The sequence below is a fragment of the Frigoribacterium sp. CFBP 8759 genome, from assembly GCF_014841655.1.
GTDB lineage: Bacteria > Actinomycetota > Actinomycetes > Actinomycetales > Microbacteriaceae > Frigoribacterium.
Genome location: NZ_JACYUH010000001.1, coordinates 402,247 through 425,755, shown reverse-complemented (window position 1 = coordinate 425,755; position 23,509 = coordinate 402,247). Strand labels below are relative to the sequence as shown.

Below are 23,509 nucleotides of genomic sequence, written 5' to 3'. Positions count from 1 at the left end.
CGTGCGCCGTTCCGGGGGGTTCGTGGTGGCGATCGTGCTGGGGGCCCTCGTCGCTGCCGTCGTGCCGGCGTCGGCCGCATCGGCCGACCAGGTCCGCGATGCCGAGTACTGGCTCGCCGACTACGGCATCCAGCGGGCGTGGCAGACCACACGGGGGGCGGGGACGACCGTGGCCGTGATCGACACCGGCGTCGATTCGTCGGTGCGTGAACTCCAGGGCGTCGTCGTCGGCGGCACCGACGTGTCGGGGCTCGGCTCGGCCGACGGTCAGACGCCCGTCGGCGACGACCCGAACCACGGCACGCTGGTCGGATCGATGGTCGCCGGCCGTGGCACCGGGTCCGGCGACGGCGTGATCGGCGTCGCGCCCGAGGCCGACCTGCTCTCGGTGTCGGTGGGCTTCGGCTCGTCGGCGGTGGACTCCGACGACCAGATCGCCCGGGCGGTGCGCTGGGCGGTCGACGCAGGGGCGGACGTCATCAACATGTCCCTGACCCGCAACACGCTCGACTGGCCGACCAGCTGGGACGACGCCTTCCTCTACGCCATGCAGCACGACGTCGTCGTCGTCGCGGCGGCCGGCAACCGCGGCAGCGGCACGACCGAGGTCGGCGCGCCCGCGACCATGCCGGGCGTCCTCACCGTCGCCGGCGTGGATCGCCAGGGCACGGCGAGCTTCGACGCGTCGAGCCAGGGCATCACGATCGGTGTGGCCGCCCCGAGCGAGGACCTCGTGGGTGTCGGTCCCGGTGACGTCCACTACAGCTGGAGCGGCACGAGCGGTGCCACGCCCCTCGTGGCGGGCATCGTCGCCCTCGTGCGCAGTGCCCATCCCGAGCTCGACGCCGACGACGTCATCAACCGCGTCGTCGCGACGGCCACGCCGAAGGGCGCCACGACACCCGACCCGCTGTACGGGCACGGCCTCGTCGACGCGGCCGCGGCCGTCACGGCCTCGGTGCCGACGGTCGCCGAGAACCCCATGGGCGACCTGGCCGAGTGGATCCGGGTGCACCGGCGGGCGGACGTGCCGGCGCCGTCGGCGCAGGCGACGAACCCGACCGTCGAGGCCCCCGTGCCGACACCGGTGACCGATCCGGGTCAGCCGTTGGCGGTCCTGCTGCCCACGGTCGAGACCATGAGGTCGACGGGCATCCCGTTGATCGTCCTCACGGTCTTCGGGGGAGCGGCCGTCCTCGTCGCCGTCGGGGCGGTCCGCCAGTTCAGGCGTGCGCGGCGCTCGGGGTAAGGTCGTCTGCGACACCCCCACCTCAAGGAGACATTCGCCGTGCCCAAAATCCTGATCGTCGGCGGCGGCTACGCCGGTTTCTACACTGCCTGGAAGCTCGAGAAGTGGTTGCGCGCGGGTGAGGCCGAGGTCACGATCGTCGACCCGCTGCCCTACATGACGTACCAGCCGTTCCTGCCCGAGGTCGCCGCCGGGTCGATCGAGCCGCGCCACGCGGTCGTCGCCCTCCGCCGCCACCTCAAGAAGACGAACGTCGTCACGGCCAAGGTCACCGGCGTGGACCACGCCTCGAAGACCGCCACGATCACGCCCGAGGTGGGCGACGCGTGGACGATGCAGTACGACCAGATCGTCATGACGGCCGGCGCCGTGTCCCGCACCTTCCCGATCCCGGGCGTCGCCGACGAGGCCATCGGCCTCAAGACCATCGAAGAGGCCGCCGCGATCCGCGACAAGGTGCTCACGAACTTCCAGAAGGCCGCCAACCTGCCGGCCGGTCCCGAGCGCGACCGCCTGCTCACGGTCGTCGTGGTCGGCGGTGGCTTCGCCGGCATCGAGGTCTTCGCCGAGCTGCGCAGCTTCGCCAGCGACCTGCTCAAGAACTACCCCGACCTCACCATCGACGACACGCACTTCCACCTCGTCGAGGCGATGGGTCGCATCATGCCCGAGGTCTCGCTCGAGACGAGCCACTGGGTGCTCAAGAACCTCGCCGAACGCGCCGCGACGGTCCACCTCGACACGCAGCTGCAGTCGGCGGTCGGCGGGAAGATCGAACTGTCCACGGGCGAGTCGTTCGAGTCCGACCTCATCGTCTGGACGGCCGGCGTCATGGCCAACCCGATGGTCCGCGGCACCGACTTCCCGCTCGAACAGCGCGGACGCATCACCGTCAAGGCCGACCTTCGCATCGTCGACGGTGAGACCGTCGTCCCCGACGCCTGGGCCTGTGGTGACGTCGCCGCCACCCCCGACCTCACCGGGAAGGGCGTGGGCGGCTTCTGCGTGCCGAACGCCCAGCACGCCGTCCGCATGGGCAAGCGTCTCGCGAAGAACATCGTCGCCTCGCTCCGCGGAGAAGGACTCGTCGACTACAAGCACGAGAACCTCGGAGCCGTCGCCGGCCTGGGGCTGAACGTCGGCGTCTTCCAGAGCGGCAAGTTCGCCATGAAGGGCTTCCCGGCCTGGGCCGCCCACCGCGGGTACCACGGCATGGCGATGCCCTCCTTCGAGCGCAAGTTCCGCGTCGTCGGCGGTTGGTGGAACAACTTCTGGTTGGGACGCGACATCGTCTCGCTCGACAACCGTGAGCGTCCCCGGGCGGCCTTCGAAGAGTTCGCCTCGCGTCCCAAGGCGGCCGTCGAAACGCCCGCCGAGGCTCCCGCGCCCGCATCCGTCGGTGCCGGCCAGCCCGCCGGCGAGGCGGGGCCTGCGTATGCGAACCCGGTCGAGGACGACGGGACGGCCAAGAAGGGCACGGCCGAGGTCGGCGAGGCAGCGACCGGTGCTCCTCGCAAGGCGCCCGCGCGAAAGCCCGCCGCCAAGTAGGAGATCACCGGCGAGACCGCGGTGACCGACGAGGTGCCCGCCTCCGAGTGACCCTCGAGCACGTCCGAGACGCCCGCCCGCTGCCTGCAGCGTGGCGGGCGTCCGCGTCTCGTAGGCTGGTCGCTCGGGCCCCCGTAGCCCAATCGGCAGAGGCAGGCGACTTAAAATCGCTTCAGTCAGGGTTCGAGTCCCTGCGGGGGCACGTGCCGCCCCTCCCTGCCAGGTCACGTGCCGCCCGAGGTGGCGAGGTGGCATCTGCCCCGGCGCTCGGTGCTGATCGCGGCCGGGCCCCTGCGGAACGCAAGCGCCTCGCTGTCGACCCCGCCGCGCCTCCTGCTCTCGCGTAGGCCCCGCCCCCTCGCCCGCGCCTCCTGCTCTCGCCCCCGCCTCCTGCTCGCGCCTAGGCCCCTCGCCCTCGCCCGCGCCTCCAGCTCTTGCCCGCGCCTCCTGCTCTCGCGTAGGCCCCAGCCCGCGCGCCCGCTCGTCCGCTCCCACCCCGTAGCCCCGCCAGCTCTGCCAGCCAGAGCGCCCGGCCGCCCGGTTGCCCGCACCGCGCGAGCATCGTCGGCAACTCAGGAGATCGGCGTGCTCCGGGGCACGTCGCGCGCGTTCCGGCGTCGTTCTCCTGAGTTGCCGACTTCACGCGTCCGGCCGGCGGTCGCGTCCGCCGTATGGCCGCATCGCCTCGGCCCCTGTCGCGCGCCGTCCGCCCGCGTGTTCCGCTCCGTCTGCCCTGCCCCGCTCCGCCCTGTCCCTGCCCTGCTCCGTCTGCCCTGCCTAGCCCTGCCCTGCCCTACGTTGACAACTCAGGAGATCAGAGGATCGGCAGGCCGTTTCCGTCCGTTCGTGCGTTGATTTCCTGAGTTGCCGACGGCGACGACGCCGACGACGCCGACTGCGGCAGGCAATGCGGCGAGACCGGGACCACCGGCAGCCCGACGGCCTGGCAGCCGTCCGCGTGACATCCGCCGCCCCGCCCGCCGCCGCCCCGACCGCCGTCGCGTGGACCGCAGTCGGGACGGCCGGCGACGGAGGCGCGTCAGGTCAGGCGTCGTCGGTGTCGATCTCGACGAACGACGTCCAGAGCCAGGCCGCGACGCAGAGGCCCGCGGTCACGGCGGCGGCCACGACCGCGCCTCCGATCGGGAAGGACGACGAGCCGCCCGTGAGCACGGCGGCGGCCGCCGTGACGCCGACGACCGTGAGCGCCACGTGCAGCGGGCGCGACCAGGCCCAGAGGCGTCGACCCGGCAGGGAGCCCACCGGCACGAGCGCGAGCACGAGCGATCCGAGCCCGGTCAGGCAGACCGTCGCGCTCGTCTCGAGGGCCAGCTCGGTGATGAACCCACCGGTGGCGGGGAGGGCGCCGTGGACGGCCCAGGCTCCGGCCGACACGACCACCAGGGCGGCGACCTGGAGGAGCGCGAGCAGCCCTGCGTCGCGATCGCCCACCTCGCCGGTCCGGCCGTGGTGCGCCTCCGACCGGGGCGCTGCGGCGAGGTTCCCGACGAGCACCACCCCGAGCACGAGGGGCGGGTCCAGGCCGAGCGACCGCGTCACCGCGCAGGCGACGACGGCGACGAGGAGGAGGCGCGGTGACATGCGGATGCGCGTCTCGCGGTCCGGGGAACGCCCCATCACCAGGGTGGGGACGACGACCGCGAGCACGTTGACCAGGGCGACTCCGACGACGATCCCGGCGAACAGGCGTGCGTAGCGGACCTCGTCGTCGAGGCCGGCCGCCAGCCCGACCACGGCGGCTCCGGCCGCGATGGTCAGCACGGCGGCGAGGCGCGGGTCGAGTGTGGCGGTCGAGAACGAGGTCGGGAGTTCCCGACGACGGTTCCGGCCGGTGAGCCGCGGGGCGCGCGGCGCGAGGCGACCTCGCATCGCCGTGGCCAGCAGACGTGCCGGGGCGACGACGAGCAGCACGAACGCGGCTGCGAGGCCGAGAGCGATCAACCATCCCGACCCGGTCATCGTCCGGCCGAGGGACGGCAGGTCGCGACCGAACGTCGTCGCGGCCGCCCAGGAGTCCGCCGTCGGTGTGGAGGCTTCGGGTGGTACCTCGCCGACGCCACCGGGAGCGCCTCCCGGCCCGTCACCGGGCCCCGGGGCTCCGGGCGCCCCGGCAGACGGCTCGGAGGGGACGGCGCCCCCGGACGCGCCGGGCGCCGCCGTCGGTGCCGGAGCGGCCGAGGACGAAGGAGGCGCGGGCTGCGCGGCCGACGACGTCACCGTGATCGAGATGCCCGCGCTGGGCGGCCCGACGTTCACCGACGGGTCGATCTGGGCGGCCTGGACCACGTGCTCGCCATCGGCGAGGGCGGCATCGGACGACGTGCAGGCCCATGCGCCGCCGGAGACCGTGGCCTGGCAGGCGGGGGTGCTGTCGACGTAGGCGGTGACGGTCGCGCCGTCTTCTCCCGTCCCCGAGAAGGTGAGCGGTTGCGAGGCGACCCGTTCGCCGGCCCGGGGCGAGAGCACGGCCGGCGGGGCGGGTGGGTCGCGGTCGATCGTGACGGTGACGCCGGTGGAGGTCGAGGACCGGGGCACGGCGGGAACGGAGTCCGAGGACTGGGACGCCGTGACCGTGTACCGGCCGGTCGGCCAGGTCGCCGACGGGAGCACGGCCGACCAGGCCCCGGCGTCGTCGGCCGTCGCCGAGACCGGTGCCGCGCCCCCGCCGACGGTGATGCGGGCACCGGGGAAAGCGGTGCCCGCGACCTTGCCACCGACGGCGGGTCCTCCCTGGACCGTGGGCGGGCCGAGCACCGAGAACGGAGCGCTGACGGCGTCGTCGACCACGGCGGCATTCGTCACGTCTCGGACCGTGAGGGTCTGGTCGGCACCGTCCTCCAGCGTCACCGGGCACGACCAGGGGACGCCGGCCGGGTCACCGGTGGGCAGGATGACCTCGCAGAGGGCTCGACTGGGGACGCGGGGGTCGAGCACCCTCACGGTGGCTCCGGGCGTGCCGGTCCCGCCGACCACGACGGCGTTCACGTCCCGGTCTCCGACGTCGCCGATCGTGGGTGCGACCGGACCGGGAGGGGACTGGCCGAGCGACGGGCCGGGTGCGGGAGTACCCGACGGGCTGCCCGCGGCGAGCGCGCCGACTCCGCCCGTCAGGGCGAGCGAGAGACCCAGCACGACCGTCGCGAGGGTCGAGGCGACACGTCGTCCGTGTCGCGACTCGACCACGAGCCGTCCGTCGACGGGGGTCGACGGACGCGGGGGACGCAGGGTCGGCGGCTCGAACACTGTCACCCATTCAGCACGTTCGCGGGGTACAAGTCAATCCGTTGTGCGGGGGAGTCGTGCGGGGGAGATGCCCGGTCGGGCCCTCCTCGGGAGTCTGCTTCGAGATCACCCGACGGGCAGGGACCCCACATGCAGCGCATTTATAGTGTCCAACGGACTCCCGACGACCCGACCCCGGTCGCGGGCGACCATCCGGCGCCCGCCGTCATCGGTCCACCACCTAGGAGTGACACGTCATGCAACCGGCCACGATCGGCATCTTGGTAGCAGCAGGGATCATCGTCCTGCTCGCGGTCATCATCGGCATCTACCTCTGGGCCACCTACAACTCGTTGGTGACCCTGAAGGTGCGCGTCGACGAGGCGTGGAGCGACATCACGATCCAGCTCAAACGCCGGGCCGACCTGATCCCCAACATCATCGAGGCGGTCAAGGGATACGCCTCGCACGAATCGTCCGTCTTCCAGAACGTGACGGCGGCCCGTGCCGAGACCATCGGAGCGGGCACACCGGCCGAGGCGTCGGCTGCCGAAGGGCACATGCAGACCGCCCTGAAGAGCATCTTCGCCGTGGCCGAGGCCTACCCGCAGCTCCAGGCGAGCCAGAACTTCCTGCAGTTGCAGTCCGAGCTGGTCGACACCGAGGACAAGATCCAAGCCGCGCGCCGCTTCTACAACGGCGGCGTCCGCGAGTTCAACACCAAGAACCGCGTCTTCCCCAACTCCCTCTTCGCGAAGCGGCTCGGCTTCAGCGAGCGGGACTTCTTCGAGGTCTCCGAGCCGTCGGCGATCGCCGAACCGCCGCGCGTCCAGTTCTGATCCAGCCCGAGTCGTCCTCGACACCGTGTACTCCGCGATCTCGCGCAACAAGCGCAACACCGTCTTCATCGTCCTGATCTTCCTGGTGATCGTCGGGGCCCTCGGGTTCGCCGCGAGCGCCATCTGGAACAACGGGTCGATCGGTTTCCTGGTTCTCGGTGGTGCCGCGGTGTACGCCGTGATCCAGTACTTCGCGGCCAGCGGGCAGGCGCTCTCGATGAGCAACGCCCAGCAGGTCGACGGTGTGACGGCTCCGCGGTTGTACCGCACGGTCGAGAACCTCAGCATCACGATGGGCATGCCGATGCCCAAGGTCTACGTCGTGGTCGATCCGGCCCCCAACGCCTTCGCCACGGGCCGCGACCCGGAACACGCCGTGGTCGCCGCCACGACCGGCCTGCTCGAGATCATGGACGACAGCGAGCTCCAGGGCGTCATGGCTCACGAGCTCGGTCACGTGAAGAACTACGACATCCGTGTGTCGACCATGGTGTTCGGCCTCGTCGTGGCCGTGGGCTTCCTGGCCGACATCCTGTTGCGCATGTCGTTCTTCAGCGCGTTGTCAGGGGGGAACCGCAACTCGAACAACAACGGTGGGGGCGGCGGGAACCCCGTCTTCCTGGTGCTCGGTCTGGTGGCCATGATCATCGCCCCTCTCGCCGCAGCAGGTGTCCAGGCGGCCGTCTCGCGTCAGCGCGAGTACCTCGCCGATGCCACCGGGGCGTTGACGACGCGGTACCCCGAGGGTCTCGCCCGAGCCCTCGAGAAGCTCGGTGCCCAGGGGCGGCCCATGCGGCAGCAGAACACCTCGATGTCGCACCTCTGGATCAGCGATCCGATGAAGCCCGGCGTGATGGACCGACTCTTCAGCACGCACCCTCCGCTCGCCGATCGCATCCAGCGGCTGCGACAGAACGCCGGGACCTTCTAACCGAGGGGGTCGGCCGGGCCGGCCGCGTCGGCCCGGCCGGTCAGCACCGTGCGGAGTCGGCCCGCCAGGTCGCCCCGATCGGCCACCTCGACGGCGTCCAGTCCCTGCCAGGCGGCCGCCCGGCGCAGCGTCGTCACGAGCCGCTCGACGTCGACGGGGAGGTCGCGCTCAAGCCATGCCGCCTGCACCCGCAGGACGCCCGCCTGACGATCGCTCTTGAGGTCGACCCGCCCCACCAGCTGGTCGTCCTGCAGGACGGGGAGGACGTAGTAGCCGTGCACGCGTTTCTCGCGCGGGGTGTAGATCTCGATGCGGTAGCGGAAGTCGAAGAGGCGTTCCGCCCGGGGCCGGTGCCAGACGACGGGGTCGAACGGTGACAGCACGGCGTCGGCCTCGAGCCGACGGGGTACGCGGGCGTCACGGTGCAGCCACGCGGTCGCACCCCAACCCGCCACGTCCACGGGTTCGACGACACCGTCGTCGTGGAGCTCGCGCAGGGCGGGTACGACGTCGGCGGCCTTGAGGCGGAAGTAGTCGGCGAGGTCGGCGGCCGTCGCGACCCCGGAGGCGCGGGCCGCGTGGGCGACGAGGCGCCGGTGGGCCTCGTGACGGTCGACGTCGACGGCCAGGACCTCGGCCGACAGCACCTGTTCGGGCAGCGCGTAGACGCGCTCGAACCGACGGCGACCGGCACTGACCAGGGCGCCCGTGCGGAACAGCGACTCGAGGCCGCGCTTCACGTCACCCCACCCCCACCACGGGCCCGTCCGGTCGGGCTGGGGGAAGAGGGCGGCGTCGGCCTCGACCAGGCTGGCCGGCAGCGGCCCCTTGTCGCGGATCTCGTCGAGCAGCCAGCGTTCCATGCGCGGACTCGTCGACAGCCACGAGGAGGCGTCCCCCCGCCATTTCGCGTCGTAGTCGCGCATGCGCCACCGCAACAGGGGCCAGGTCGACACCGGGACGATGGCGGCCTCGTGGGCCCAGTACTCGACGTACCGCCCACGGGGAGCGAAGGTGAGGCGGTCGAGGGTCGCGCGGTCGTACGCGCCCAGTCGTGCGAACGCGGGCAGGTAGTGGCTGCGCTCGAACACGTTCACCGAGTCGATCTGCAGCAGGCCGAGGCGATCGACGAGGCCGTTCAGCTGCCGCGTCCCCGGGCGGGCAGGGCCGTCGACGGGCCTCCCGAAGCCCTGCGCCGCCAAGGCGACGCGACGGGCCTGGGCGGGGGAGAGCTGCTGACGGGGCACGCGGACGACTGTAGCGACGGCCACCGACGCGCGCCGCGCCTCCCGGTGTCGCCTGGTCCTCGTCGACACATGCGTGCACCGGCATGTGGAGGGGTAGGTGACCGGCCCCGCAGGGCCATAAACTGACGCGATGATCTGGCGGAACCGCCCCACGCGCGGCGACGAGGTGCAGGGCGACGTCACGACCGGTCGCGCGGCCGGTGTCGTCGCCGATCCGTCGGTGCCGCGGGGCATGGTCATCGCCGGGGCCTGGTCCTGGCGCATCCTGGTGATCGTGGCCGTGGCCGGCGTCGTCATCTGGTCGATCACCCAGCTGCGGGTCATCGTCATCCCCTTCTTGGTGGCCCTGCTGATCTCTGCGCTGCTCGTCCCGCTCTCGGGGTGGCTGCAGCGGCACCGCTGGCCCAAGTGGTTGGCGGTCGTGTCCGTCCTGGTGGGGTTCCTCGTCGTGGTCTCGGGCCTCGTCGTCCTGGTCGTCCTCCAGATCGTCGACGGCTGGCCCTCGTTGCGTGATCGCTCGATCGCCTCCTACGGCGACTTCAAGGACTTCCTGCTCACCTCGCCGTTGCACCTCACCGAGGCGCAGATCAACGGGTACGTGTCCGACGCGGTGGCGGCCGTCCAGCAAGACAGTCAGCCGCTCGTGCGCGGTGCGCTCTCGGTCGGGTCGACCGCGGGTCACGTCGCTGCCGGGCTCGTGCTGGGGCTCTTCGCGACGATCTTCGTGCTCGTCGGCGGGGCCGAGATCTGGCGGTGGGTCGTCCGGCTCTTCCCCCGGGCCTCGCACCCGGCGATCGACGGGGCGGGCCGCGCGGGCTGGCTCACCCTGACCAACTTCGTCAAGGTGCAGATCTTCGTCGCGTTCGTCGACGCCGTGGGCATCGGGTTGGGGGCGCTCTTCCTCGGCCTGCCCCTGGTGGCACCGATCGCCATCGCGGTCTTCCTCGGGTCGTTCGTGCCCGTCGTGGGCGCCGTCGCGACCGGAGCCGTCGCCGTCGTCATCGCCCTCGTCTACAACGGCTGGGTCGTGGCCCTGCTCATGCTCGCCGTGGTGATCCTCGTGCAGCAGATCGAGGGGCACCTGTTGCAGCCGTTCGTCATGGGCAGTGCCGTCAAGGTGCACCCGTTGGCCGTCGTCTTCGCCGTCGCGGCCGGCACCCTGGTCGCCGGGATCCCCGGCGCCCTCTTCGCGGTCCCGTTCGTGGCCGTGCTGAACGTCATGATCACCTACGTCGCGAGGGGTACGTGGCGAGAGAAGCCGCGACCCGTCGAGCACGACGTCACGCAGCCCGGAGGCCTCACCGATGTCTGAACGCACCCTGGCCGGTCCCACCCTCGTCGAGATCGAGGAGGCGCGCGACCGCGTCTCGCAGGTCGTCCGCGTCACCCCGATGGAGACCTCGCAGTACCTCGCCGAGGTGCTCGGTTCGCGGGTGCACCTCAAGTGCGAGAACCTGCAGCGCACCGGGTCGTACAAGATCCGAGGCGCCTACAACCGCCTGACCCAGCTGAGCGACGACGAGAAGGCGCGCGGGGTCGTCGCCGCGTCGGCCGGCAACCACGCTCAGGGTGTCGCCCTGGCGGCCCGTGAACTCGGCATCGTGGCCACGATCTTCATGCCCGTCGGCGTGGCCCTGCCCAAGTTGCAGGCGACCCGGCACTACGGCGCCGACGTCGTCCTCCGGGGGCACACGGTCGAGCAGTCGCTGCGAGCCGCACAAGAGTTCGCCGACACGACCGGCGCCGTCTTCATTCCCCCGTTCGACCACGCCGACGTCGTGGCGGGCCAGGGCACGCTGGGGCTCGAGATCCTCGAACAGGTGCCCGACGTCGACACCGTGATCGTGCCCGTTGGCGGAGGTGGGCTGGCGGCCGGCGTCGCCAGCGCCCTGAAGCAGAGCGCGGCACGCACCGGGCGCGACGTCCGCATCATCGGCGTGCAGGCGGCCAACGCCGCCCCGTACGCCGTCTCGATGAAACTCGGCGTGCGGACCGACATCGACGCCCAGCCCACGATCGCCGACGGCATCGCCGTGGCGAAACCCGGCGTGCTCAACTTCGAGATCATCCGCGACACGGTCGACGAGATCGTCACGGTCAGCGACGACGACACGGCCCGGGCGATGCTCGTGCTGCTCGAGCGCGCGAAGCTCGTCGTCGAGGCCGCGGGTGCCGTGGGCATCGCCGCGATCCTCACCGAGCAGGTGCGTGACCTCGGCACGACCGTGGTGATCCTCAGCGGCGGCAACATCGACCCGCTGATGATGGAGCGCGTGATCGGTCGCGGCCTCGCGGCCGCCGCCCGCTACGTCAAGCTGCGCATCGGCATGCCCGACCGCCCCGGCCAGCTGACCCGCGTCAGCGAGGTGCTGTCCGACGCCAACGCGAACGTGGTCGAGGTGCTGCACACCCGCCACGGTCGCGGGCTCCAGATCAGCGAGGTCGAACTCGAGCTCAGCGTCGAGACGCGCGGGCCGGACCACGTCGAAGAGGTCCTGCAACGGCTCCGCGACGCCGGGTACGAGCCCAACGTCGACTTCTGAGCCGACTCCGCGAGACGTGCCCCGCGCCTCCTGACCGTGGCCGTGCCTCCTGACCAGGTCTGCGCGTCCTGACCGTGTCCGCGCCTCCTGACGGTGGCCCGCGCCTCCTGACCGGGTCTGCGCGTCCCGACCGCGCCCGCGCCTCCTGACGGCACCGCGTCCCCGTCGGCAACTCAGGAGAACGGCCGCCCGCGGGCGCAGGACTGCCGCGGACGACGCCGCATTCCGGAGTTGCCGACACCCCCGTCGAGGGTCCGGGCCCCCGCGGCCGGGACGACGAAGGCCCCCGCTCCGTTCGAGCGGGGGCCTTCGGCGTCGGACCTACGGCTGGTAGGTCTCGACGTTCGTGATCGACACCGAGATGTCCTTGCCGTTCGGGGCGGTGTAGCTGGTCGTCGTGCCGACCTTCAGCCCGTTGATGGCCTGGCCGAGCGGGCTGGTCTCGCTGTAGACCGAGAGGTCGCTGCCGGCGGCGATGATCTCGCGGTTGCCGAGCAGGAAGGTGCTCTTGTCGCCGGCGATGGTCGCCGTGACGACGGTGCCGGGGCCGACGATGCCGTCGGCGGCCGTCGAGTCACCGACCGTCGCGTGCTTCAGCAGGTTGATCAGCGTGCGGATGCGCGCCTCCATCTTGCCCTGCTCGTCCTTGGCGGCGTGGTAGCCGCCGTTCTCCTTCAGGTCGCCCTCTTCGCGGGCCGCCTCGATGCGTGACGCGATCTCGCGACGTCCCTCGCCGCTGAGGGTGTCGAGCTCGGCCTGCAGACGGTCGCGGGCGTCCGTCGTGAGCCAGGTGGTCTCGTTGTCAGTGCTCATGGTGTCTCCGTTTCGTGCGGCGGCCGAACCCGGTCGGGCGACTCGAGCCGAGGAGGCGCGGTGCCGGGAGCCGGGGCGAGGTCGCCCACCGAAAAAAGGAGACCGGCCGAGTGGCCGGTCTCGTCGTGCGATTCCGAGCAGTCTAGGGAAGCCAGCACCGGTAGATCAAGCCCGTGACCGCCCGTTCCGACGTCGCGAGCGAGGTCGTGTAGGTCACCGAACGCCGCTCGGAGGCGGGCAGGTGCACGATCTTCCAGCCGACGACCGCGAAGCCGCTGTTCTGGGCTTCGACCGCACAGTCGACCGCCTCGCCCGTGTCCGCGGTGACCGTGTACTGGACCTCGACGGCTCGGTCGGAGGTGACCTGGTAGCCCACGTCGGCGGATTCGAGCTGGGACGAGGTCCCGTCGAAGGCGGCGAAGACGACCCACGCCGCGAAGACGACGACGAAGGCGACGGCGACGGACAGGCCCACGACGAGGCGCCTGCGCCGACCCCGCGGCGAACGCCCGTACCGTGCGTCGAGGCGCGACGAGGGCGAGGTGACACGGGGCGTGGACGTCACGCGGATCTCCGTCCGATTAAGCTGTCCCCAGGGTAGCAACGTCTGCCCGGCACACATTGCGAGGAAGAATTGACCCTGCGCCTGCTGGCGGTCCACGCCCACCCCGACGACGAGTCCAGCAAGGGCTCGGCGACCTACGCCTACTACCGCAGCCTCGGCGTCGACGTCCTCGTCGTCAGCTGCACAGGCGGCGAGCAGGGGTCGATCCTCAACGAGCAGCTCGAGGCCCGAGCTCACGCCGAGCGTGACATCGCGGGCCTGCGCGTGCACGAGATGGCGGCCGCCCAGGCGGCGATGGGCATCGACCACCTGTGGCTGGGCTACGCCGATTCGGGCCTGCCGGCCGAGGGCGAGTCGGTCGCGGTCAACTCGTTCTCCACCATCCCGCTCGAGATCAGCGCCGAGCCGCTCGTCGCGATCATCCGTCGGTTCAAGCCGCAGGTGCTGGTGACCTACGACGAGAACGGCGGGTACCCCCACCCCGACCACATCCGCACGCACGAGATCTCGATGGCGGCCTACCGCGACGCCTCCGACCCCGAGCGCTACCCGGCGACCGGCGACGCGTGGCAGATCGACAAGGTCTACTACGACCGCATGTTCAGTGCCGGACGCATCGGCGCGATGATCACGCACCTGCGCGAGAGCGACCCCGAGTCGCCCCTCATCGAGTCGTTGACCGAGATGCTGGCCCGTTTCAGCGACCGGCCCGACCTGGCCACGACCCGCGTGCCGGTCTCCGACTTCTTCCCCGTGCGCGACGCCGCCCTTCGGTCGCACGCCAGCCAGGTGCCGCTCGACAGCGCGTTCTTCTTCTGGCCCCACGACCTCCAGGTCGCCGCCTGGCCCACCGAGGACTTCCAGCTCGTCGAGTCGAACGTCGGGTCCGACCTGCCCGAGGTCGACCTCTTCGCCGGGGTCGTCGACCCCGACACCGGCCTCGTGGGGGTGCAGCGATGAGCGTGCTCTCCGAATCGGTGGTCGCGGTCACGACCCGTCTGCTGGCGCAGCCGCAGACCCCCGACCCGACGCTGCCGCCGTCGACCATCCCCGACGAGGCCGTCACGCCCGGCGTCTGGGGTTTCGTCGCCATCGCGTTCGTCGCCGTCGCGACGGTGCTGATCGTCGTCGACATGACCCGTCGGGTCCGACGCACCCGGTACCGAGGCGAGGTGCGCGAGCGCATCCAGGCCGAGCGCGACGAGGCGACCCTGGCGGCCGCGGCTCTCGACGACGAAGAACTCCCCGGAGACGCCGATCGGCGGGCTCGCCCCGTCGAGGGCGACCTCGACGACGACGGCGACCGCAGGAGGCGCGAGCGCGACTCGTGACCGACGCGACCGGTGCCGGGGTGGCGACCCGCGCCTCCTCGGCTCGGGCGACCTCGCGCTAGAAGGTCGGCGGGTCCAGGGCCACGAGCAGGATGCCCGTCCAGTGGCAGAGGTACGCCAGCACCGTCATGGTGTGGAACAGCTCGTGGAATCCGAAGTGCCCCGGTACGGGGTTCGGCCTCTTGATGCCGTAGAACACGGCACCCGCGATGTAGAGCGCGCCGCCGACCAGCACGAGCACCATCATCGCGACGTTCGCGTCGAGCAGGTCGACGATGAACCCCAGGGCGCCGACGCCCAGCAGGACGTAGAGCGGCACGTACAACCACCGCGGCGCGTTCAGGAAGAACACCCGGAAGAGGATGCCCAACACGGCGCCCGTCCAGACGAGCACGAGCAGCGTGACGCCCTTCGACGGCGGCAGGGCGATGACCGCGATCGGCGTGTAGGTGCCGGCGATCAGCAGGAAGATGTTGGCGTGGTCGAGGCGCTTCAGGAAGCGTTTCGCGTTCGGGCTCCACGGGAAGCGGTGGTAGGTCGCCGAGATGCCGAAGAGCAGGAGCGACGTGGTCATGAAGACCGCGCAGGCCCAGGTCGCCGCCACGCCCTGCGCGAGGACGACGAGCACCACGCCGGTCGCGATCGCGACCGGGAAGGTGGCCGCATGGATCCAGCCGCGCCAACTCGGTTTGCGCTCGATGTCGGGGTAGGCGAGGGCGTCGTCGAGCAACGGCAGGTTCGGGATGTCGGCCCCGTCGGACCCGTCTGCCCGGTCGGCTCCGTCGACCTCGTCGGCCCCGAGGCTCGCGCGATCTCCGTCGGTGTGGCTGCTCATGGGGCCGAGCCTAGGGGAGCGCCCGAGGAGGGGGGCTGAGAATCCTCGGCTCTGTGGACGGCCGGCCGTGGGCTACCGTAGCCCTGTGAAAAAGCGCCGTCCCTCTCCCCTCGCCAGGGGAGTCCTGTACGGCCTCTACCAGAACCGCATCCGCCGGAGCCTCGACGGTCAAGAGCTGCCGCACCACGTCGCCATGATCGTCGACGGCAACCGGCGCTGGGCCAAGCAGCGCATGCTCGAGACCGCTGCCCACGGGCACCGCGCGGGTGCCGCGAAGATCAGCGAGTTCCTCACCTGGTGCGACGACCTCGGCATCAAGGTGGTCACGCTGTACCTCCTCTCCGCCGACAACCTCGGCAACCGACAGTCCGACGAGTTGACCGAGCTCTTCGGCATCATCGGCGACGTCGCGGACGAGCTCTCGCGTCAGCGGGACTGGCGCGTGCAGCACGTCGGCGCGACCGACGACCTGCCGCCGGCGCTCTGCTCGGCCCTGCGCGAGGCCCAGGCCCGGACCGCCGACAAGACGGGGCTGCACGTGAACCTCGCCGTCGGCTACGGCGGGCGCCGTGAGATCGCCGACGCCATGCGCAGCATCGTGCGGGCGCACGATGCCGCGGGGGGCACGCTCGACGCCCTGGCCGAGGTGCTCACCCCTGAGCTCATCGCCGACCACCTCTACACCGGCGGCCAACCCGACCCCGACCTCGTGATCCGCACGTCGGGCGAGCAACGGTTGAGCGACTTCATGCTGTGGCAGAGCGCTCACAGCGAGTTCTACTTCGTCGAGGCCTTCTACCCCGACCTTCGCGAGGTCGACTTCCTCCGGGCCGTGCGCGACTTCGCCCTCCGGCACCGGCGCTACGGCAGCTGACGCGGGGTGCGGTCGCCGGCTCAGTGACCGGGCTGGTGTCGGCAACTCCGGACTCCGGCTGCGCCGCGCCTCCTGCTGGGGTTCTGGTGTGCCGTTCTCCTGAGTTGCCGGCTGTGCGCGCGGTGACGGGGCTGGTGTCGGTGACTCCGGAATCCGGCTGCGTCGCGCCTCCTGAGGGGGTTCTGGTGCGTTGTTCTCCTGAGTTGCCGACTGTGCGCGCGGTGACCGGGCTGGTGTCGGTGGCTACGGAATCCGGCTGCGCCGCGCCTCCTCGTGGGGTGCAGGTGCGTCGTTCTCCTGAGTTGCCGGCTGTGCTCGCCTTCGCCTTCGCCTTCGCCTTCGCCCTCCGGCACCGGCGCTACGGCAGCTGACGCCCGAGAAGCCGCCGGCTCGGTGACGGGGCTGGTGTCGGTGACTCCGGAATCCGGCTGCGCCGCGCCTCCAGGTGGGGTTCTGGTGTGTCGTTCTCCTGAGTTGCCGGCCGTGTGCGGGCCTGCCGCGCACGCCCCCGCGCGGACGACCGGACGAGGAGGCGCGGGTCGGCGGACCGCCGACGGCACTACGGTGGACCAGTCACCGCCGCCTAGGAGAACACCGTGAAGACCATCGACGACCTCGCCTCGGGGTTCACCGACGAGCCCGGATACTTCGACTTCGCGAAGTGGGGTCCCATCTCGAGCTCCGTCGCCGACGAGCAGCGCTCGTTGGTCGAGGTGCAGGCGAGGGCCCGTTTCGGGTCCGAGATCGCCCTGACCGAGCAAGCGGGTCGCGTCGGACGGGCGATCTCGTCCCTCGTCGGCTTCGCACCCGACCACGTCGTCTTCCAGCCGAACACGAGCGAAGGGCTCACGCACACGCTGTTCGGTCTCACCGGGCAGGTGCTCATGTCGGCGCGCGACTACCCGAGCATGCCCGTCGCGGCGACCCGCTCCTCCGAGGCCCTGCGCGTGCTCGAGCCGGTCTGGATGGACCTCGACCACGACGTGGTCACGCCGGCCGTGGTGCAGCGTCACCTCACCGACTCGGTCACCGCCGTGGCCGTCAGCCTGGTGGACTACCGCACGGGGTACCTGGTGGACCTCGAGGGCATCCGCCAGGTGATCGGCGACCGGTTGCTGATCGTCGACGCGATCCAGGGGTTCGGTGTGGTCGACGCGCCCTACGCCGTGGCCGACGTCGTGGCGTCGGGCGGTCAGAAGTGGGTCCGCGCCGGGTGGGGGACGGGCTTCCTGGCCCTGAGCGACCGCGCTCTCTCGGCCCTGACACCGGTGTTCAGCGGTGTCGCCGGGAGCGACCTGACCCTCGGCGGCTCGTACCACGGACGGCAGCCGACCCGTCCGGGTGCTGCGGCGTTCCAGCTGACGAATCCCGACCCCATCGCCCAGGCGCGCCTCGCCACGGCCCTGGAGGACCTCGCCGATGTGGGCGTCGCCGCCGTCTCGCGGGCCGTGGCCGAGCGGGCCACGCGGGTGATCGACCTCGCCGACGAGTTCGCGGTGCCGGTGGTCTCGCCGCGCGACGAGGCGGAGCGCGCCGGCATCGTCGTGCTCGAACCCGCCCTCGACCAGATGACGACGCTGACGGCTGCACTGATCAACCACGGGGTCACGGCCACCGTGCGCGACACGACCGTGCGGCTGAGCGTGCACGTGTCCACGGGCGACGATTCGTTCGAGATGCTGCGGGGTGCGTTCACCTCGTTCGGCACGACCGTCTTCTACTAGGCGGGACCGCCCTGCGGGGTGGGGCTCGCGCGCCGCACCCTCGACCGTCACATGAGGGTCGTTCACCTGATCGTCACACGACACGGTGGCGTCGATGATGCGGATGTCGGAGGCGCGTCGTAGGTTCGTCACATCGGGCAAGGAGCCCGATCGAGACGGCCACGAAAGTTCGCCTCGCAACTGCTCCGCGGCCGTCTCTGCCGAAGGTACCCGGGTGCCCAGCCGCCCGAGGACGGAGTGGTCGTGACCGCGTCGAACATCACCTCAACCGAACGCAACACCGCATCAGCCACGGGGGGTGACCAGGCGGTCGCCCAACGCACGTACGTGCTCGACACCTCGGTGTTGCTGTCCGATCCGCAGGCGCTCTTCCGCTTCGCCGAGCACGACGTGGTGCTTCCAGTCGTCGTCGTCAGCGAACTCGAGGGCAAACGTCACGACCCCGAGCTGGGCTACTTCGCGCGCCAGGCCCTACGCCTCCTCGACGACCTCCGCGTGAAGCACGACCGTCTCGACTTCCCGGTGGCCGTGGGTGACGGGGGCTCCCTGCGGGTCGAGCTCAACCACTCGAACATGTCGGTCCTGCCCTCGGGCCTGCAGTTGAACGACGCCGACTCGCGCATCCTCGCCGTCGCGTCGAACCTCGCCGCCGACGGGCTGGCCGTCACGGTGGTCTCGAAAGATCTGCCTCTGCGGGTGAAGGCCGCGTCGATCGGACTGGCCGCCGAAGAGTATCGGGCCGAACAGGTCGTCGACAGCGGGTACACCGGGCAGACCTCGATCGACGTCTCGAGCGACCAGATGGCCTCGTTCTACGAGTCCGAGAAGATGTCCGCCCGTGCGCTCGCGGACGTCCCCGTGAACACCGGGGTGGTCGTGCACTCGGAGCGGGGCTCGGCACTGGGGCGCGTGGTCGCCCGCGGCGAGGCTCGTCTCGTCCGCGGCGATCGCGACGTCTTCGGGCTGCACGGTCGATCGGCCGAGCAGCGCCTCGCGATCGACCTGCTGCTCGACCCCGAGGTGGGCATCGTGTCGCTGGGCGGCAGCGCCGGCACGGGCAAATCGGCCCTCGCGCTCTGCGCCGGCCTCGAGGCCGTCCTCGAGAAGCAGCAGCACAAGAAGATCATGGTGTTCCGCCCGCTCTACGCGGTGGGCGGCCAAGACCTGGGGTTCCTCCCGGGCGACGCCGGCGAGAAGATGAACCCGTGGGCGCAAGCCGTCTTCGACACGCTGGGCGCGATCGTGTCTCAGAACGTCCTCGACGAGGTGGTCGAGCGGGGCATCCTCGAGGTCCTGCCCCTGACGCACATCCGGGGCCGGTCGTTGCACGACGCCTTCGTGATCGTCGACGAGGCGCAGTCCCTCGAGCGCAACGTGCTGCTGACCGTCCTGAGTCGCATCGGCCAGAACTCGCGGGTGGTGCTGACCCACGACGTGGCGCAGCGCGACAATCTGCGCGTCGGCCGGCACGACGGGGTCGCCTCGGTCATCGAGACGCTCAAGGGTCACCCGCTGTTCGGTCACGTGACGCTGACCCGCTCCGAGAGGTCCGCGATCGCCGCCCTCGTCACCGAGATGCTCGAGTCGAACGACCTGGTGTAGCAGGGACGCAGGAGGCGCGGGTCACCTGACCCGCGCCTCCTGCGTGTCTGGCGCCGCGGCTCCTGCGTTCTGGCGCCGCGCCTCCTGCGTGTCCGGCGTCGCGCCTCCTGCGGTCTGGCGTCGCGCCTCCTGCGTGTCCGGCACCGCGCGTCGTGTCGGCAACTCCGGCGATCGGCAGGCTGCGAGGAGTCAGGGCCGCACCTGGTCGCCGTTCTCCTGAGTTGCCCACCGGACCGTGCTCGGGGTCGCGTGGTGCTCGGAGGTCCGTGACGAGTCGGCGTTTCGGTGCGATCCGTGCCGTGCTCGACCGGCAGGAGGGACCACCTGCCGGTCGGCAACTCAGCAATCCGACACGGTTCGAGGCCGTCTCGAGGCCGGTGGGCGGCGTTCTCCGGACTTGCCAGCATGGTCGGGAACGCCCGGACGGGCGCGGGGCGCGGTCGGGAACGCCCGGACGGGCGCGGGGCGCGGGCGTGGGCGCGGGCACGGGCACGGGCGCGCCGCGGGGTCGACGAGCCGCGGGGTCGACGAGCCGCCGTGAGGGACGCCTCGGCCCCACCTCGCGCGACGCGGACGTTCTCCACCGGCGGGCTCTCGTGCTCCGCGGAGGAGGCGCGGGTCGCGTCAGCCTGTCGGCATGCAGCAGATCGCGACCCACGTCAGGAGGGCAGGCGGCGTCCTCCACAAGCGGGATCTCGTCGCCCTCGGAGCCACCGACCGGATGCTCACCGCAGCAGTGCGATCCGGGCACGTTCACCGAGCCCGACGCGGGTGGTACACGACCTTCGCGCCGGGGGACGCACGGTACGAGGCCGTGCGCATCGGGGGCCGGTTGACCGGGGCGTCGCTCTTGGCCCTGCTCGGGGCGTGGATGTGGACCACCGTTCCGATCGTCAGCGTCGTGGTGCCCCCTGGAGCCTCACGACTTCGGGCCAGGCACGGTGCGAGGGTGCTGTGGCGGTCCGACGGGCGCGTGCCCCCTCGTCCGTCCCCCGGGACGGTGCCCTGTCCGCCGGATGACGACGAACACGGATCGGAGGACGCACGGCGGGCGGCCTGGGCCGTCCCCGTCGGCACCGCTCTGGTGGACGCCGTGACGGCGGCTCCTCTCGACGAGGCCGTCGCCCTCCTGGACTGGGCGCTGTCGAGCGGTCACTTCTCGGTCGCCGGACTGCACGCGGCCTTCGCCGAGGCTCCCGCGGATGTGAGGGGCATCGTCGACTGGGCCGACCCACGGAGCGAGAGCTTCATCGAGAGCGTCATGAGGGTGACGTTCGCCGACCTGGGGCACCGCGTCGAGTCCCAGACCCGGGTCGGCCCGCAGGACCTCCGCCGCATCGACATCGTCGTCGACGGTGTCGTCGCCCTCGAACTCGACGGGCGCAGGTGGCACGGCGACACGTTCGACGCGGACCGTCTGAAGGACCTCGCGATCACGGTTCAGGGACGAACCGCCCTTCGAGCCAGCTACGAGATGGTGCGCGACCATCGATCGCTCATCGTCGAGGCCGTGCACGCGGTGCTCGACGACGCCCGGCGACCTCGACGGCGACTCGTCGTGACGACGGGCCGTGCCCACCGTCCGCGAACCCGGCGCACGCGAGGTCGACGCCCGTGGCATCTGGTCCGACCAGCTCGGGGACGTACTCCGCATCCGGGTCGGTCAAGATCGGAGACGGCCTCGTCATCAGGAGCATCGTGAGCTCGTCGGAAGGTCTCGTGGACGAGACGGCGTCCCCGGACGGGACGGGTTCGTCGGACGGGACGGGCTCGCCGGACGGGACGCGCTCGCCGGACGGGACGCGCTCGTCGGACGGGGAAGCGGTTCGAGGTGGTGATGGACCGCGACAGGAGCGCACGCAGGCCCTCGAAGCAGTCGCCGCGGCTGCACTGTCGGCGGTCACGGTCGCTGCCGCCACACTGGATGCCGGCCCCCTCACGGGCGCGAGCGCCGGGGCGGTGACGCTCGTCGGATGTCTCGGAGTCGCGGCCGTGACTCCGGCCCTGGTCCGGATCGACATCGCCGAGCGTCGACTGCCGAACGTCCTCGTCGGAGTGGCCGCGGGTGCGTGGGGGGTGTCGACCGTCCTGCTCGTCGCGGGGGGCGGTATCGCCACGGCGGCCACGAGCCTGGCCTTCGCCCTGGTCGCCGCCTTGCTCGGTCTGGTGGCCGCCATCGCCGGCGGCCTGGGCATGGGGGACGTCAAGCTCGGCGCCGTGTTGAGCGGACTCGTCGCGACGGGTAGCCCGGCGGCCCTCCTGGGTCTCTGGGCTCTTGCCGGAACGTTCGCGGTCGGGGTGGCCGGCGTTCGGGCGTTGGGCTCGAGGTCGCGACGGGCCGGCACGCCTCCGTGGCCAGAGCTGGCATCGGTCAGCCGGGGCATCCCTTTCGGGCCGTGCCTGCTCGCGGCCTTCTGGTGTGTCGTGGCCAGCCCGTCGGTGGCCGTCGCCGTCGATGCCGTCGTGACGGGTCCGTGAGGTCCGCGTCGCGGCGTGCCCCCGTCGACGGGAACGGGAACGGGAACAGGAACGCGAACAGGCAGGCGAGAGGGTAGAGAAGCCTAAAGGTCGAGGAGGCGCGTGTCCGTCGACGACGGGCGCGCGCCTCCTCGACGTGCTGTGGTCCCGGCCGGCCGGGGATGGGCTCAGGCCGGAGGGCTCGACCCGGGCCGCTCGGGGCTGGACTCTGACCGGTGGGCTCAGCCCGGGTGGGTCATGCTGAGCACGTCGAGTGCGGTGTCGAGCTGCTGCTCCGTGACCTCGCCCCGCTCGACGAACCCGAGATCGACGACGGCCTCGCGAACGGTGAGCTTCTGGGCCACCGCGTGCTTGGCCACCTTCGCGGCGGCCTCGTAGCCGATGACGCGGTTGAGCGGCGTCACGATCGACGGGGACGACTCGGCGAGGGCCCGGGCGTGCTCGACGTTGGCCTCGAGCCCGTCGACGGTCTTGTCCGCCAGGGCGCGGGTGGCGTTCGAGAGCAGGCGGATCGACTCGAGCAACGCCGTCCCCATCACGGGGATCGCCACGTTGAGTTCGAAGGCTCCGGACGCGCCGGCCCAGGCGATCGTCGCGTCATTGCCGATCACCCGTGCCGAGACCATGAGCACGGCCTCGGGGATGACCGGGTTGACCTTGCCCGGCATGATCGACGAGCCGGGCTGCAGGTCGGGGATGTGCAGCTCGCCGAGACCCGCGTTGGGCCCCGAGCCCATCCAGCGGATGTCGTTGTTGATCTTGGTGAGGCTCACGGCGAGCACGCGCAAGGCACCGGAGGCCTCGACGAGCGCGTCGCGGGCCCCCTGCGCCTCGAAGTGGTCGAGCGCCTCGGTGACGGGCAGCCCGCTGTCGTCCGCGAGGGCGGCGATGACGCGCTGCGGGAAGCCTTGGGGCGTGTTGATGCCGGTGCCGGTGGCCGTTCCGCCCAGGGGGACCTCTGCCACGCGCGGCAGGGCGCTCTGCACCCGTTCGATCGCGAGACGGATCTGGCGGGCGTAGCCGCCGAACTCCTGCCCGAGCGTGACCGGCGTGGCGTCCATGAGGTGGGTGCGGCCCGCCTTCACCACGTCGGACCAGGCCGTGGCCTTCTTCTCGAGGGCGACCGCCAGGTGGTCGAGGGCGGGCACCAGGTCGTGCAGCAGCGCGCCCGTGACGGCCACGTGCACCGAGGTCGGGAACACGTCGTTCGACGACTGTGACGCGTTGACGTGGTCGTTGGGGTGGACGGCGACGCCGTCGACCGTTCCGGCGAGGGTGGCGAGCACCTCGTTCATGTTCATGTTCGAGGACGTGCCGCTGCCGGTCTGGTAGACGTCGACCGGGAACTGGTCGTGATGGCTGCCACCGATGATCTGGTCCGCGGCCGAGACGATCGCGTCGGCGACGGGTCGGTCGATGATGCCCATCTCGCCGTTCACCAGGGCGGCCGCGCGCTTGATGCGAGCGAGCGCGACGATCTGCGCCGGCTCGAGACCGGCCCCGCTGATGGGGAAGTTCTCGACGGCACGCTGCGTCTGGGCGCGGTAGAGGGCCGATGCGGGCACCCGCACCTCGCCCATCGTGTCGTGCTCGATGCGGTACTCGGTCTCGGATGTGGTCACGACGTCGTGGTCCTTTCCTCGGGCCCTGCCGGGCTGCTGCGCCCGTCGAGGGCGCGGGGCGTCGG

Annotated in this window: 20 protein-coding genes and 1 tRNA gene; 15 read left to right on the top strand and 6 right to left on the bottom strand. The window is 71.4% G+C overall.

What is annotated here, in order from left to right; all coding sequences use genetic code 11:
* Position 1 precedes the first annotated feature (1 nt).
* The 3 genes from IFT79_RS01990 to IFT79_RS01980 all read left to right on the top strand — a co-directional run bounded on the left by IFT79_RS01990 (position 2) and on the right by IFT79_RS01980 (position 2,999).
* Positions 2-1,249, top strand: coding sequence for a S8 family serine peptidase (locus tag IFT79_RS01990; protein ID WP_056048819.1), 1,248 nt, complete (start codon positions 2-4; stop codon positions 1,247-1,249).
* Between the two features lie 39 nt (positions 1,250-1,288).
* Entirely contained in the window at positions 1,289-2,797 is a 1,509-nt protein-coding gene (locus tag IFT79_RS01985) for an NAD(P)/FAD-dependent oxidoreductase (RefSeq protein ID WP_159827141.1), read from the top strand.
* Between the two features lie 128 nt (positions 2,798-2,925).
* Positions 2,926-2,999: transfer RNA gene (locus IFT79_RS01980), tRNA-Leu, on the top strand.
* Between the two features lie 842 nt (positions 3,000-3,841).
* On the opposite strand, the gene IFT79_RS01975 is transcribed toward IFT79_RS01980, so the two are convergent.
* Positions 3,842-6,067: an Ig-like domain-containing protein gene (locus tag IFT79_RS01975; RefSeq protein WP_192122783.1), complete on the bottom strand. Its 2,226-nt coding sequence runs from the start codon at positions 6,065-6,067 to the stop codon at positions 3,842-3,844.
* 230 nt (positions 6,068-6,297) lie between these two features.
* Here IFT79_RS01975 and IFT79_RS01970 point away from each other — a divergent pair, with 230 nt between their 5' ends.
* On the top strand, positions 6,298-6,879 hold the full coding sequence (locus IFT79_RS01970; protein ID WP_043597810.1) for a LemA family protein: 582 nt from the start codon (positions 6,298-6,300) through the stop codon (positions 6,877-6,879).
* Positions 6,880-6,904: 25 nt separating this feature from the next.
* Complete coding sequence (locus IFT79_RS01965) at positions 6,905-7,810, top strand: M48 family metalloprotease (RefSeq protein WP_056048814.1); 906 nt, start codon at positions 6,905-6,907, stop codon at positions 7,808-7,810.
* Here IFT79_RS01965 and IFT79_RS01960 read toward each other — a convergent pair.
* Positions 7,807-9,057, bottom strand: a complete 1,251-nt coding sequence (locus IFT79_RS01960; protein ID WP_342211745.1) for a winged helix-turn-helix domain-containing protein — start codon at positions 9,055-9,057, stop codon at positions 7,807-7,809. The genes IFT79_RS01965 and IFT79_RS01960 overlap by 4 nt on opposite strands.
* Before the next feature lie 130 nt (positions 9,058-9,187).
* On the opposite strand from IFT79_RS01960, the gene IFT79_RS01955 reads away from it, so the two are divergent.
* Together IFT79_RS01955 and ilvA are read left to right on the top strand one after the other, a co-directional pair.
* On the top strand, positions 9,188-10,369 hold the full coding sequence (locus tag IFT79_RS01955; RefSeq protein ID WP_192122782.1) for an AI-2E family transporter: 1,182 nt from the start codon (positions 9,188-9,190) through the stop codon (positions 10,367-10,369).
* The gene (ilvA, locus tag IFT79_RS01950; RefSeq protein ID WP_056048808.1) at positions 10,362-11,600 is read left to right on the top strand and encodes a threonine ammonia-lyase; all 1,239 of its coding nucleotides are present in this window, start codon (positions 10,362-10,364) and stop codon (positions 11,598-11,600) included. The genes IFT79_RS01955 and ilvA overlap by 8 nt, the downstream gene beginning before the upstream one ends.
* Before the next feature lie 321 nt (positions 11,601-11,921).
* Here ilvA and greA read toward each other — a convergent pair whose 3' ends face one another.
* Complete coding sequence (gene greA, locus IFT79_RS01945) at positions 11,922-12,413, bottom strand: transcription elongation factor GreA (protein WP_192122781.1); 492 nt, start codon at positions 12,411-12,413, stop codon at positions 11,922-11,924.
* A gap of 142 nt (positions 12,414-12,555) precedes the next feature.
* On the bottom strand, positions 12,556-12,978 hold the full coding sequence (locus IFT79_RS01940; RefSeq protein ID WP_043597824.1) for a DUF4307 domain-containing protein: 423 nt from the start codon (positions 12,976-12,978) through the stop codon (positions 12,556-12,558).
* A 69-nt stretch (positions 12,979-13,047) separates the two neighbouring features.
* On the opposite strand from IFT79_RS01940, the gene mca reads away from it, so the two are divergent.
* Positions 13,048-13,938, top strand: a complete 891-nt coding sequence (gene mca / locus IFT79_RS01935; protein WP_192122780.1) for a mycothiol conjugate amidase Mca — start codon at positions 13,048-13,050, stop codon at positions 13,936-13,938.
* Entirely contained in the window at positions 13,935-14,309 is a 375-nt protein-coding gene (locus IFT79_RS01930; protein ID WP_056048802.1) for a hypothetical protein, read from the top strand. The genes mca and IFT79_RS01930 overlap by 4 nt, the downstream gene beginning before the upstream one ends.
* A gap of 58 nt (positions 14,310-14,367) precedes the next feature.
* Here IFT79_RS01930 and trhA read toward each other — a convergent pair whose 3' ends face one another.
* Positions 14,368-15,054: a PAQR family membrane homeostasis protein TrhA gene (gene trhA, locus IFT79_RS01925; protein ID WP_374058385.1), complete on the bottom strand. Its 687-nt coding sequence runs from the start codon at positions 15,052-15,054 to the stop codon at positions 14,368-14,370.
* Between the two features lie 175 nt (positions 15,055-15,229).
* Here trhA and IFT79_RS01920 point away from each other — a divergent pair, with 175 nt between their 5' ends.
* The 6 genes from IFT79_RS01920 to IFT79_RS01895 all read left to right on the top strand — a co-directional run bounded on the left by IFT79_RS01920 (position 15,230) and on the right by IFT79_RS01895 (position 21,822).
* The gene (locus IFT79_RS01920) at positions 15,230-16,018 is read left to right on the top strand and encodes an isoprenyl transferase (protein WP_043597826.1); all 789 of its coding nucleotides are present in this window, start codon (positions 15,230-15,232) and stop codon (positions 16,016-16,018) included.
* Positions 16,019-16,239: 221 nt separating this feature from the next.
* A complete protein-coding gene (locus IFT79_RS01915; RefSeq protein WP_192122777.1) occupies positions 16,240-16,389 on the top strand; it encodes a hypothetical protein in 150 nt (49 codons plus the stop codon).
* A 225-nt stretch (positions 16,390-16,614) separates the two neighbouring features.
* On the top strand, positions 16,615-17,742 hold the full coding sequence (locus IFT79_RS01910) for an aminotransferase class V-fold PLP-dependent enzyme (RefSeq protein ID WP_192122776.1): 1,128 nt from the start codon (positions 16,615-16,617) through the stop codon (positions 17,740-17,742).
* A 258-nt stretch (positions 17,743-18,000) separates the two neighbouring features.
* Positions 18,001-19,344, top strand: coding sequence for a PhoH family protein (locus tag IFT79_RS01905; RefSeq protein WP_342211770.1), 1,344 nt, complete (start codon positions 18,001-18,003; stop codon positions 19,342-19,344).
* Positions 19,345-20,437: 1,093 nt separating this feature from the next.
* Positions 20,438-21,046: a hypothetical protein gene (locus IFT79_RS01900; protein ID WP_192122774.1), complete on the top strand. Its 609-nt coding sequence runs from the start codon at positions 20,438-20,440 to the stop codon at positions 21,044-21,046.
* 290 nt (positions 21,047-21,336) lie between these two features.
* Complete coding sequence (locus tag IFT79_RS01895; RefSeq protein WP_192122773.1) at positions 21,337-21,822, top strand: hypothetical protein; 486 nt, start codon at positions 21,337-21,339, stop codon at positions 21,820-21,822.
* 221 nt (positions 21,823-22,043) lie between these two features.
* Here IFT79_RS01895 and IFT79_RS01890 read toward each other — a convergent pair whose 3' ends face one another.
* The gene (locus tag IFT79_RS01890) at positions 22,044-23,444 is read right to left on the bottom strand and encodes a class II fumarate hydratase (protein WP_255350807.1); all 1,401 of its coding nucleotides are present in this window, start codon (positions 23,442-23,444) and stop codon (positions 22,044-22,046) included.
* Between the last annotated feature and the right edge of the window lie 65 nt (positions 23,445-23,509).

Bases quoted from the DNA above. Each gene is read 5' to 3' on its own strand.
- IFT79_RS01970 (WP_043597810.1), top strand. From the start codon at position 6,298: ATGCAACCGGCCACGATCGGCATCTTGGTAGCAGCAGGGATCATCGTC.
- IFT79_RS01955 (WP_192122782.1), top strand. From the start codon at position 9,188: ATGATCTGGCGGAACCGCCCCACGCGCGGCGACGAGGTGCAGGGCGAC.
- ilvA (WP_056048808.1), top strand. From the start codon at position 10,362: ATGTCTGAACGCACCCTGGCCGGTCCCACCCTCGTCGAGATCGAGGAG.
- greA (WP_192122781.1), bottom strand. From the start codon at position 12,413: ATGAGCACTGACAACGAGACCACCTGGCTCACGACGGACGCCCGCGAC.
- IFT79_RS01930 (WP_056048802.1), top strand. From the start codon at position 13,935: ATGAGCGTGCTCTCCGAATCGGTGGTCGCGGTCACGACCCGTCTGCTG.